Source organism: Fimbriimonadia bacterium, from assembly GCA_039961735.1.
GTDB lineage: Bacteria > Armatimonadota > Fimbriimonadia > Fimbriimonadales > JABRVX01 > JABRVX01.
In genome coordinates, this window is the sequence record JABRVX010000056.1 from 1 (window position 1) to 11,913 (window position 11,913).

The window sequence follows — 11,913 nt, forward strand, 5'->3', positions numbered from 1 at the left end:
TCATGCTGAGCCTGTCGAAGCAAACGTCATGCTGAGCCTGTCGAAGCAAACGTCATGCTGAGCCTGTCGAAGCAAACGTCATGCTGAGCCTGTCGAAGCATGACGACATCTGCTATCCCATTCAGCATGACGATTTCTGCTATCCTATTCAGCTTGACGGCATCTGCTATTCTATCCCGCACCATGCACTCTCTATCCCTCACCACTGCGAGTGGTGAGGGATAGAGGATGTCACAGGGACATGGGGAGGTAGGTGAGGATGACAATCGCTATCGTTGGCTGTGGATCGTTCGCGCAGGACTTCATCCCGCTCTTTCAGGTTCACCCGCTGGTCAGCGACGTTCTGCTGTGCGACACCGACCAGGTTAAGCTGTCCGACACCGCGGCGAGACACGGGATCGAGCGCACTTGCCAATCGCTGGAGGAGGTGTTGGCGTCCGAGGTGGACGCCGTCGCCATCTTCACCCAGAATTGGTTGCACGGGCCGCAAGCCGTACAGGCTCTTCGCGCAGGCAAGCATGTCTACTCGGCCGTACCCCCCGCTATCACAGTGCAGGAGGTCGAGAGCCTCGTCAACGCAGTGGAGGAGACCGGCTACGTCTACATGCTAGGCGAGACCAGCTACTACTATCCAGGTACCATCTTCTGCCGGCAGCAGTTCGCGAAGGGTGCTTTCGGCCGAGTCGTGTACTGCGAAGGGGAATACTATCACGATTGGGACCATGGCCTCTACGATGTCATGCGAACCCGCGGCGGCGAGCAGTGGAGGCGTTTCGCAGGAAGTCCCCCTATGCACTACCCCACCCACTCCGTCGCTCCCATCGTCTCGGTGCTCGGGCGGCGAATGACACACGTTTCCTGCCAGGGCTTCGAGGACAGCGAGAGCGAGATCTATGGTCCCGATGCGAACGTCTGGGACAACCGCTTCTCCAACCAGTCGGCGCTCTTCCGAATGTCCGATGGAAGCGTCTGCCGCATCAACGAATTCCGCCGTATCGGCCATCCGTGCGTCGAACGAGTGTCCATCTATGGTACGGAAGGGTGTTTCCAAGATTCGGTAGCAGGTGCGGTGTGGACGGATAAGCACGATGTCACACGATTGGACGACCTGCTAAAATGTGCGAGCCGCACGCCTGGCGGAACGGAAGTCTCGCCAGACTCGGCTGAACCGGCTTTCCGCGGAGTCTCCCCACTCCACGAGATCGCGCGCCTGCCCAAGGAGTTCGTGGGATTGCCGAACGGGCACTTCGGCTCGCATCAGTTCCTCGTGGACGACTTCGTGAAGGCCGTCCACTCCGGGCAGCAGCCCCGCAACGACGTCTGGCAGGCTGCGCGGTACGTGCTTCCCGGGCTCGTCGCTCACGAGTCGGCCCTTCGCGGCGGGGAGATGCTGGAGATACCCGACTTTGGGCACCAGTAGCCTGAGGGCGCCAGATTCCTTGGGCCAAGTGGCAATCCTGTGACACCGAGCCCACCATAACACCGTCTGAACATCGCCTGGTCTACACTAGCGGCCCGAGACTGCCGAGACCCCCAAAGGAGACGACCGAATGCCGAAGAGCAGGACTAAGCAAGAGCCGAATGGACCCGTTTTCTGCGTAATGGGCGCGGGCAACGGGGGCCTCGCCATGGCTGCCCACCTGTGCCTCATGGGCTTCCGCGTGCGGCTGTATAACCGCAGCGAGGCGCGCATCCAGCCCATCGTGCAGAGCGGCTATATCCAGCTCGTTGCGAGCCACGACCGCGACGACCTTCCGAGCGGCCATGCCGAGCCCGAAGCCGTCACGGACGACCCGAAGAAAGCGCTGCCCGGTGCGGACATCGTGATGGTGGTGGTCCCGGCGACCGGGCACGACTTCATGGCAGAGCAATGCGCGCCGTATCTGAAGGAAGGTGCAATCGTCGTGCTCAATCCGGGTCGCACTGGCGGCGCCCTGGAGTTTCGTCACCGCTTCTTGGGAGCTGGTGGCAACCGCGGTGTGATCATCGCAGAAGCGCAGACGCTGCTCTACGCCTCGCGAGCGCTAAACCCCGCACAGGTGCAGATCTTCGGCATCAAAAACAGCGTCCCGGTCGCGGCCATTCCAGCGTACAAAACGCCCGAAGTCATCCGCGCGCTCTCCCCTGCCTACAAGGAGTTCGTGCCGGGCGACAACGTGATGAAGACGAGTCTCGACAACATCGGCGCCATCTTCCACCCGGCGGTCACTGTGCTCAACTGCGCACGAATCGAGAGCACGCGCGGCGAGTTCGAGTATTACATAGAGGGCATCTCTCGCTCCTCGGCACTGATTCTGGAAGCCGTTGACGCCGAGCGAGTCGCGGTGGGCGCGGCTATGGGCTTCAACTGCATGACCGCGCGGGAATGGCTCTACATCGCCTACGATGCTGCCGGACGGACGCTCTTCGACGCGATCCGCGCAAACTCGGGTTACTACGGGATCAAGGCTCCCCACACGCTCGCACATCGCTACCTGTCGGAGGACGTTCCCATGAGCTTGGTACCAATCGCCTCGCTCGGGGACATGCTCGGTGCGCCCTGCCCGACGATCAAAGCCATCATCCACCTCGCCGGCCTGCTGCACGAATGTGACTACTGGAAGGTGGGGCGGACGGTCGAGACGATGGGCATCGCGGGTATGAGCCTACAACAGCTTCGGCGCCTGATCCTCGAGGGAGATCAGCCCAAAGGCCGACGCGCCAACAACGGCAAACCGGAAGCTAAGAAGTCGGCTCGGGTGACTCGAAGCACCTAGGGTTGGTATAGGTAAACCATGATGGCATCCGCTGTTCAGCGCAACGAGGTATTCGGGTTCGTGCGGCCTTACGTGGACGCTCACACCCTGGGCGTCGCCACCGTCGAGCACCTGCTTCGCGACTGCGGCTATCGCACCGTGATGGCAGACGCACGAATCTGCGAGGCCGTTGGACGACCGTCTCGCCTGGACAACGTCGCGATCCTGGAAAGGTGGATCAAGGAACAGGGCATCAGCCGGTTGGGCTTCAGCTACCGCCTGGATCCTGCGGAGGGCGTCGAGCTATTCGGAAGACTAGTGGACCGGCTGCGCTCAAGGCGCCTCCTGGACGCTCAAGGTGGGCCGTTGCGCGGCCTCTACTTCGCCGGCCTGCCCTCCGCGTGCGATGCGGTTCGAAGAGAGCACGGAGACTGGGTCGGCGTCTTCGTTGGCGACGAGACACCCGTGGAGACGCTGAATAAGCTAGGCATCCCACCCCACCTCGTGCCCAACGAGATCAGCCAGCACGCTGCCTATGACGATACGCGATTGACATTCGGCCGGGACTTGGTAAAGGCCGGACGTCACCTCGCCGTTGGCCCGGTGGACCGCTCCGGATACCCGGAGTTCGGGACTGCGTCGGACACGCTCGCCGCAAGGGTTGCACACGGCAAGGAGCGAGGGTTGCCGCCGATCATGCGAGCGCACGTCGGGCCATACGAACCGAACCGAGCGCGAGCGGTCCAGTCTTTCCTCGACTGGACGCAGCAACTGGCCGCAGCGGGGTTTCTGGACGTGCTGTCCATCGGAACGTCGCAACTCACGCAGTCGGATTTCGGCAAGGACTGGGGGGACAAGCCGAACGGGGGCGGGGTCCCGATCAACTCGGAAGGCGAGTTCCGGGCGGTTTGGCAGGTCGCGCGGCCTATGCTTGTGCGCACCTACGCAGGAACCCGCAACATCCCCGCGCTCGCGCGCATGTACGAAGAGACCATCCACATCGCGTGGCACGCACTCTCCTTCTGGTGGTTCTGCCTGATTGATGGCCGCGGGCCCCACACAGTGCAAGAAAACCTTCGAGAGCATGTGGAGACGCTACGAGTGATCGCGGAGACCGGCAAGCCCTTCGAACCGAACATTCCTCACCACTTCGCCTTTCGCGGGGCAGACGACGTCACGTACATCGTGTCCGCGGTTCTGGCGGCGCGAACCGCCAAGCGGCTCGGGGTGCGTAGGCTCGTGCTACAGACGATGCTGAACACGCCGAAGTACACATGGGGAATTCAGGACCTAGCCAAGGTCAGGGCGCTGCTGGCACTCGCGCGGGAGTTGGTGGACGAGCAATTCACCGTGTACTTGCAGCCGCGCGCGGGGCTGGACTACTTCTCTCCCGACCTGGACAAGGCCAAAGCCCAGCTCGCTGCAGTCACAGCGCTGATGGACGACATCGAGCCAAACGACCCGACCAGCCCACAGATCATCCACGTCGTGAGCTACTCCGAGGCATCCCATCTGGCCGACCCCGCAGTAGTCAACGAAAGCGTGCAGATCACCCGCGCTGCACTCGACGAGTATCGCCGCCTGCGTGCGGGTGGCGAGGTGGAAGATATGGCACGCAACCGTGAGGTCGCCCGGCGCAAGAAGCACTTGCTGACCGAGGCACGCGCGGTGATCGAGGAAATCGAGGCGTCCATCCCCGATCCCTACTCCCCCGAAGGGCTGTACCGCATCTTCTGGGCGGGCTTCTTGCCGGTGCCGTACCTGTGGGAGGGGCGAGAGGAGTTCCGCCATGCCCTCGCGTGGCGGACCCAGCCCGTTGACGGCGGCGTCGCGGTCGTAGACGAGCAGGGCAAGCCCATCCAGGCCCGAGCCCGAGCCAAAGTGGCCGCCGACTTCGCGCGCTCGCAGACTAGTTCGACTGCAGAATAAGGTCGCAGTTCGCTGGCCTGCACACCACGTCCTCGGCCACGTCGAGACCCGCGTAACCGGAGGCCCGGAATCCGAGGCTACGTAATTCCGGCGTCCCACCGTTCGCCGGTCCGTGTAGTTCCAGCGTCCCGCCGGTCCTAGCTGCATCGCCGGGACGGCGAAACCACTCGTCACGTCCTCCTGCCATACTAAGCGCTCGTAGGAACATGCTCGAACGCGCCGTCTCCTATCTGGCCGCGAATCCGCGACGCTGAGCAAAAAGGGGAAGCATGAGGGCGATGCAAGGCCCACGGACACCAAGCATCTCACCGATTTCTACCTGATCCCGGCCTCGGCACGAGCCGAACAACTCCCTGCCCTCCCGGCGGCAGGCTCAAACTGCCGATGGATACTGTATAAGGCCGTAGATTGACCCGGTTTGAGCCAGAGAGATCGCGTGTAATCGAGCCTCGGCTTGCAATTCCCGTGACTCTTTGCTAAACTTATGCGTCGTCTGTATGTCGTGCAGCTTCGAGAGGGCCTCCTTGGAGCGGCCGGCAGTTCAGTGGCTCAACATTTCAGGAGGCAGCATTGGGTAAGAAGCTGTACATCGGCAATCTTGCATATGACGTCACTCAGGAGGAACTCCAGGACGTCTTCTCCCAGGCAGGTACCGTTACCTCGGTTAGCGTGGTGGCGGACAAATTCTCAGGACAGTCGCGCGGCTTTGCGTTCGTCGAGATGTCGTCGGACGAAGAGGCGAAGGAAGCCATAAGCAAGCTCGACGGATACTCCATGAAAGGCAGAAACCTTCGCGTGGACGAGGCTCGTCCCCGCGAGCCCGGCCGATTCCCCTCCGGCAGCGGTGGGCAGTCGGGCGGCGGCCGAAAGCCGCGTTGGTAAGCAGCCTCCTGTGACCTTGTAGAAGCTGGTGTCCGCCGCACCGAGGCCCGACGGCGGAGAAGCAGATAGAGGTAGTCACTCGGCCCCGAGGTTCCTTCCTCGGGGCCGATGCTTTGCGTGGGTGCAACTAGATGACCGTTGTCTCGATGCGGAGGTTGGGGTCGGTGAAGCGTTCGACGCGGAATGTGGAGACGTCGAAGTCGGAGTGTCCCGTGAGTGCCAGGTCGGCGATGATCTCGCCGACCTTCGGAGCAAGCATGAAGCCGTGGCCCGAGTACCCGACGGCCGTCAGCAAACCTTTGGGCGAATCGAACGCCTCGATGATGGGCCGGTGGTCGGGGGTCATATCATAGGTACCCGCCCACTGGCGCTGCAGGCGTACGTCCCGGAGGCAGGGAAACAGCGTCAGCACCTTGCGCGCGGCCATCTCGGCGTAGGCGAAAGAGGACGCCAAGCTCATCGTGTCCATCTCCTCCTCACCCTCCTCGCACTCGGCGACGAACTCACCCCGCATAGTCTGCACCATCGAGTGTCCTCGAAGCGACACCACCATGGGGTCCAGGAATGGGCGGATAGGCTCGGTTACCAGCACTTCCCTCTTCATAGCTCGCAGCGGTAACTCGATGCCGAGGGGCTTCAGCAAGTCCACGCTGTGCATCCCCGCCGCACAGATGACGATGTTCGAACCGATGAACCCCTTAGAAGTCTCGACCCCGATGACTTGACCACCCGCCGTCTCGATGCTCTCCACGTGGGTGAACGTGAGAATGGTGGTGCCCTGCTTGCGCGCTTTCTCAGCCAGGCCCCAAGTCACTGCGAAGTGCACGGCGATCCCGTCCTTAGGGTTGAAACACCCGCCTACCACCGTGTCCGTGCAGAGCGCCGGGGCTAGACGCTTCATTTCGGCCACGCTCACGAGCCTGCTGTGCACGCCGAAGCGGTTCTGCACCTCCGAGTTACGCCTAAAGTGCTCGATGTCAGTCTCGTCGAACGCCAGGAACAGGTAGCCGCCCTGCCGAAAGAGCGGGTCGAAACCGAGCATATGCCCCAGCCGCTCGTAAAGCCGCTGGGCCCCGAGCGCCAGCTTGATGTCCGGCTCGTTCGCGAACTGCGCCCGGATGCCGCCCATGCACCGGCCGGTCGCACCGCACGAGATGTAACCCTTGTCCAGCACGAGCACATCGCTCATGCCTCGTGCGGTCAGCCAGTAGGCGATGGCCAGGCCCGAGGAGCCCGCGCCGATGATGATGGCGTCCGCTCGTTTCTTCACGGTTTCTCCTCCGCCTGCGCCGCAAGCACGCCCAGCGGTACCGACACTACCGGCGGACGCTGCGTAGTCATCGGCACATGGTCCATAGGCACGCCACTCACGAACGCGGTCAACTCACGCGCACGATGCAAGCAGTATTTGCCTTGACACAGCCCCATGGACATGCTCGTGTACCGCTTGGCCGACTCGATGTCCGGGAAGTCGCCGGCGAGTGCCTCGGCGAACTCCTCTTCGGTCACGTCCTCACAGAAACACAACATCGCGCCAGGCACAGGGCCCTGCACCCGATATTCCCCGTTCTTCGAAGGGGCGGGCGTCCACGAAGGGATCTCGCCCTCCAGCGTCCGCGCCACCGCGGCACCCGTCTCGGCACCTCGGCGTACGGCCTCGGCGTAACCGCAGCTACCCGCTGCTTCCCCCGTCACGAACACGTCGGGGCGCGAGGAAACGCCGCCTTCTCCTAGCAGCGCCACTGCGGCCCCTCGCTCATCTACACCCATGCACAGCCCCGTCTGATACTGCAGCTCGTACGTTGGGATAGATCCGCAGGTGATAAACGCCTCCTCGGGTGAGGGCCGCCTCAGTACAGGCTCCGCCTCGCTGTACACGCCGAGTCGGCTCAGCACCTCGGCAAAGGCTTCCGCGCCCTCGCCGGCGACCACGCAGCGCGGTGCGGGCGTCACTCCCCACTCGACCAACAGCCGCAGGATAGCCCGCTCTCCGAACACGCCGAATTTGTCGTTACCCTCGAACGGCGGTATGTAGTCGTAGCCGCCCGTAGCCAATACGAGTACTCGTGGCCGGAACTTCTCGATCCCCTCTGCGGTTGCGGCGGCAACCACCCCGGCATCGTAGGACACGACCATCCGCCGCAATCGAGTCTCGATCTTGTCGTGCGACGCCACTGCGGAGCAAAGCTCCGCCGAAAGCCGCATCCCATCGCCGCGAGGGTCGAACCTCGCATGCCCACCCAGTGCAAACTGGTCGTCCAGGATCACCACGCTCGAAGCTGCCCCGCAAACCGCCAGGGCGCACGACAATCCGGCGACCCCGCCACCCACAATCAGCACATCCACGTCCAGCGGCTTGCGCGCCGCCGGGAATGACTCCGGCTTCTCACTGCGCAGATCCGCCTTGCCATAGCCGCCCAACGAACGCACGAAACGGTAAATCAGCGGACGAAGCGTCAGGGGACGAATGAACATCCGGTAGTGAAAGCCGTGCGGCAGGTGCGCGACAACACCGCCCAAGGGTCGCAGCAGATCGAACTCAGAGCTGGGCCAGCCCGTCTGGCTCCGAACGTCCATTCCGCCCCGCAAAGGCTCCACGCAACATCGCACGTTCGGCCGGCCGTCTATGCTGACGATACATTGCCCGCAACGCCCGTTGGCACAGCGGACTCCCCGCGGGTGATGTAGCTTTGCGCTTCGGTGGAGGTACTCGATCCCATTAGCCAGCAGAGCCGCGGCCACGGGCTCACCTTCATACCCCTTGAGCGAGCGACCGTTGAACCGAAAACGAACTTCGGTTCGGCTACCCACGCTGTGGATTCGCTTTGGCATGGCAGTAATTGAATCCAGTATACATCGGGACCACGGTGCCCGATCTTCGCAAAGGCTGCTGGTTCGCCGAACGGCCCAACGCGCGGAGGACGAACCGGCTGGATCACAGAACCTAAGGGTATGCCGAAACGCTCGATCGCTGTACTCTGTGCCCTACCCGTCGTCACTGCGGCTTTGCTGGTGGCGGCTTCTTCCCGACCGTCGGTTCGCACTCCCGGCCCCCAACGCGACGGAACCGTCTTGCTACCGAACGGCTGGACGATCTCGCCTGCAGGCCGAGCACTTTCCCTCGGACCGGGCGCACTGACGATGGCGCAATCGCCCGACGGGAAGCAGATCGCAGTCCTTCACTGCGGCGCCGACAAGCACTGGGTGGCTCTCGTGGATGTCGAAACCGAGCAGATGACCGAGCGAGTCGATGTCGAGCACGCCTGGCTCGGCATTGCCTACCACCCGAAGGAACCACGGCTGTTCGTAAGTGGCGGGGGCTCGGGCAAGGTGTGGGATATCGAACTCGGAAGCCCGAGCCGGCACAGGGAGCCGCTGACCCTGCCCAAAAAGGGCTTCGTCTCAGGAGTCGCCGTGAGCCCGGATGGCTTGGCGCTATTCGCAGGCACGGTGGACACGGGGGAGGTGTTTCGCTTCGACTTGCAGTCCGGAGAGGCGCTATCTGTGCCTACGATGGGGCGCGTCTACGGTCTGACACTTTCCGAGGATGGCGACAAGCTGTTCGTATCCGACTGGCTGCGCTCGCGGGTGCTGGTGTACTCGGCCAAGGACCTGAAGCCCTTGGACACCATCCCGGTCGGTCCACACCCCAACGCTCTGGCAATGTCGTTGGACAACCGGCTCTTCGTCGTCTGCGCTGCGGACAACAGCGTGTATGTGATTGACCCCACACGCTGTAAAGTGCTGGAGCGCATTCGCGTCTCCGTCCACCCGTTGGCGCCGGAGGGAAGCTGCCCGACCGACCTCGCGTTCAGCCCGGACGGCCAACGTCTCTACGTTGCGGTGGCGGATAACAACTGCGTGGCGGTAGTGGACATCGCCGAGCGCGGTGAGAGCGAGATGCTCGGTTTCATTCCGACCGGCTGGTACACCTGTGCGGTCGGCGTTTCGCACAACGGCGGCAAGCTGGTGGCTCTCGCGTCCAAAGGGGCCGAGCCAAAGGCAAACCCCGACCACTCATACATCGCACGGCTGTTGGCTTCCGAGGTGCGGTTCGTGGACGCGCCGGACGAGCGTTCTCTGAAACGGATGACTGCGCGCGTCGTTCGGAACAGCCCTTATCGCGACTCCCTACTGAAGGAGGCGGTTCAAGTGCCAGGCAGCGTGCTGCCCAGAAGACCTGGCGATCCCTCACCGATCCGCTATGTCATCTATGTGATCAAAGAGAACCGCACCTACGACCAGGTGTTCGGTGACATGCCCCAGGGGAGGGGCGACCCCAGCTTGTGCATCTATGGGGAGGCCATCACTCCCAACCAGCACAAGCTGGCGCGAGAATTTGCCTTGCTGGACAACTTCTACGTGGATGCCGAGGTGAGTGCGGATGGGCATAACTGGTCGACCGCTGCCTACGCCAACGACTACGTGGAAAAGCGGTGGCCCTATGGCTACGGCGGGCACGGGGGCGGCTACGACTACGAAGGGACGAACCCGCTGTCTCGTCCTCAGGCCGGATACATCTGGGATGCAGCACGCCGGGCCGGCGTTTCTTATCGCTCTTATGGCGAGTTCGTAGAGGAGGAGCGCCTGGGCGACACCGTTGTGCGGCGTGCATCCGTCCCCTCGCTCGAAGGCCACTTCTGTCCGGACTTCCCCAGCTATAACCTGCAGGTGAAGGACGTAGACCGTGTAGCCGTATGGCTCAAAGAATTTCGCCGGTTCGAGAAGGAAGGGGAGATGCCGAGGCTGCAGATCGTTCGGCTACCGCAGAACCACACTTCCGGAACACGACCCGGCGCCTGGACGCCTCGCGCGATGGTGGCCGACAACGACCTAGCGCTAGGGCAACTCGTGGAGGCGGTAACGCACAGCAAGTTCTGGCCGCGAACGGCAATTTTCGTGTTGGAAGACGACGCGCAGAATGGTCCCGACCACGTAGATGCCCACCGAAGCGTGTGCCTGGTGATCAGCCCCTACTCGCGGCTGGGAGTGACCGACTCCAATCTGTACACCACCTGCTCCGTGCTCCGCACCATCCAAATGCTGCTCGGCCTTCAGCCTCTGAACCAGTACGATGCGGCTGCCGCGCCCATGTACTCGCTGTTTCGAGCAAAACCGAACACCAAGCCGTACAAGGCGGTGGCGAATCGGGTCTCGACGGATGAGCGCAACCCAGAGAACGCAGTGATGGCAAGGGAGTCGCTTGCGCTGAATCTGGAGGAGTGCGACGCGATGGACATGGACCTGATGAACCGGGTGCTCTGGGCCGACGCAAAGGGTCCGAATGCTCCTTACCCCGTGATCAACCGGACATCCGCCGGGCTGCTGGCAAGGCGCTGAGGGGGACGCCCATCCATTTCTTCCCTGCGTGCGCGTACTATATGGTGTGGGCCGAGTCCAAAGGCCCGCGCGTGAAATGAGCACGTCGCAACAGACCCTAGGCAAATACCAGATCATCCGGGAGATAGCCCGAAGCAACGATATCGTGTACGAGGGCTACGACCCCGGCATGAACCGGCGTGTCGCCCTGAAGGAACTTCTCTTCCCCACCGCCGGAACGCCCACCCAGCGTGAGGAGCGACTTCGGCGCTTCTATCGCGAGGCGAAGGCCGCGGGCAGCCTAGCCCATCCCAACATCGTCACCATCTACGATGTCGGCGAGGACGCGGGCAGACACTTCATCGCCATGGAGTACCTGGAAGGGCGCAACCTGCGCGAATTGCTGGACGTCGAAGGCTGCCTGACCCCCGAGCAGGCCGTGCCTATCATGAAGCAGGTGTTGGACGCTCTGGGCTACGCGCATCGGCACGGCGTCGTGCACCGCGACATCAAGCCGGAGAACATCCAGATACTGGCCGACGGGCGCGTCAAACTCACCGACTTCGGCATCGCCCGCCTCACCTTCGAGCAGTCCATCACCATTGACGGGCAAGTTTTCGGCACGCCCAGCTACATGTCGCCCGAGCAGGTGGTGGGGCGCGACCTGGATGCGCGCACGGACATCTTCTCGTGCGGCGTGGTGCTGTACGAGATGCTCACGGGTGCCAAGCCCTTTGCCGGTGATAGCGTGGTGAGCGTTACCTACGCCATCTGCCACACCGAGCCCACTCCCCCACCAGGTGTGCCGGAACCCTTCGCGGCAGTGATCCGTAAGGCGCTGCAGAAGGCGCTGGTGATGCGCTACGGCTCGGCATCCGAGATGGCGTCGGCGCTGGACGAAGCCCTGGACGAAGTGAAGCGGGCAGGCGCCCAGCCGGTCGCACCCTGGCTGCCCAACGCGACGGCAAGCTCCTATCCGCCACCTATCGCTTACACCGGACCGACGCCTTATGGAGGCATCCAGCCGCCGCCCCTCCCGACGCAACAG

At 63.0% G+C, this 11,913-nt stretch carries 10 protein-coding genes; 7 read left to right on the top strand and 3 right to left on the bottom strand.

From position 1 onward, the window contains the following. The first annotated feature begins 80 nt into the window (after positions 1–80). The 4 genes from HRF45_12215 to HRF45_12230 all read left to right on the top strand — a co-directional run bounded on the left by HRF45_12215 (position 81) and on the right by HRF45_12230 (position 4,664). A complete protein-coding gene (locus tag HRF45_12215) occupies positions 81–218 on the top strand; it encodes a hypothetical protein (protein ID MEP0767286.1) in 138 nt (45 codons plus the stop codon). A 35-nt stretch (positions 219–253) separates the two neighbouring features. Beyond that, positions 254–1,420: a Gfo/Idh/MocA family oxidoreductase gene (locus tag HRF45_12220; GenBank protein MEP0767287.1), complete on the top strand. Its 1,167-nt coding sequence runs from the start codon at positions 254–256 to the stop codon at positions 1,418–1,420. 130 nt (positions 1,421–1,550) lie between these two features. Further along, complete coding sequence (locus HRF45_12225; GenBank protein MEP0767288.1) at positions 1,551–2,756, top strand: NAD/NADP octopine/nopaline dehydrogenase family protein; 1,206 nt, start codon at positions 1,551–1,553, stop codon at positions 2,754–2,756. 18 nt (positions 2,757–2,774) lie between these two features. Next, entirely contained in the window at positions 2,775–4,664 is a 1,890-nt protein-coding gene (locus HRF45_12230; GenBank protein ID MEP0767289.1) for a cobalamin-binding protein, read from the top strand. On the opposite strand, the gene HRF45_12235 is transcribed toward HRF45_12230, so the two are convergent. After that, positions 4,645–4,872, bottom strand: a complete 228-nt coding sequence (locus tag HRF45_12235) for a hypothetical protein (protein MEP0767290.1) — start codon at positions 4,870–4,872, stop codon at positions 4,645–4,647. The genes HRF45_12230 and HRF45_12235 overlap by 20 nt on opposite strands. 362 nt (positions 4,873–5,234) lie before the next feature. Between HRF45_12235 and HRF45_12240 the strand changes: the two genes are divergently transcribed. Further along, positions 5,235–5,546: an RNA-binding protein gene (locus tag HRF45_12240; protein ID MEP0767291.1), complete on the top strand. Its 312-nt coding sequence runs from the start codon at positions 5,235–5,237 to the stop codon at positions 5,544–5,546. Positions 5,547–5,673: 127 nt separating this feature from the next. On the opposite strand, the gene HRF45_12245 is transcribed toward HRF45_12240, so the two are convergent. After that, the gene (locus HRF45_12245; protein MEP0767292.1) at positions 5,674–6,816 is read right to left on the bottom strand and encodes an FAD-binding oxidoreductase; all 1,143 of its coding nucleotides are present in this window, start codon (positions 6,814–6,816) and stop codon (positions 5,674–5,676) included. After that, positions 6,813–8,378: a (2Fe-2S)-binding protein gene (locus HRF45_12250; protein ID MEP0767293.1), complete on the bottom strand. Its 1,566-nt coding sequence runs from the start codon at positions 8,376–8,378 to the stop codon at positions 6,813–6,815. Before HRF45_12250 ends, HRF45_12245 begins: the two co-directional genes overlap by 4 nt. A gap of 120 nt (positions 8,379–8,498) precedes the next feature. Between HRF45_12250 and HRF45_12255 the strand changes: the two genes are divergently transcribed. Further along, entirely contained in the window at positions 8,499–10,886 is a 2,388-nt protein-coding gene (locus tag HRF45_12255; protein ID MEP0767294.1) for a hypothetical protein, read from the top strand. A gap of 76 nt (positions 10,887–10,962) precedes the next feature. Further along, positions 10,963–11,913, top strand: a 951-nt coding sequence (locus tag HRF45_12260) for a serine/threonine protein kinase (GenBank protein ID MEP0767295.1), incomplete at its 3' end; no start/stop codon positions are given.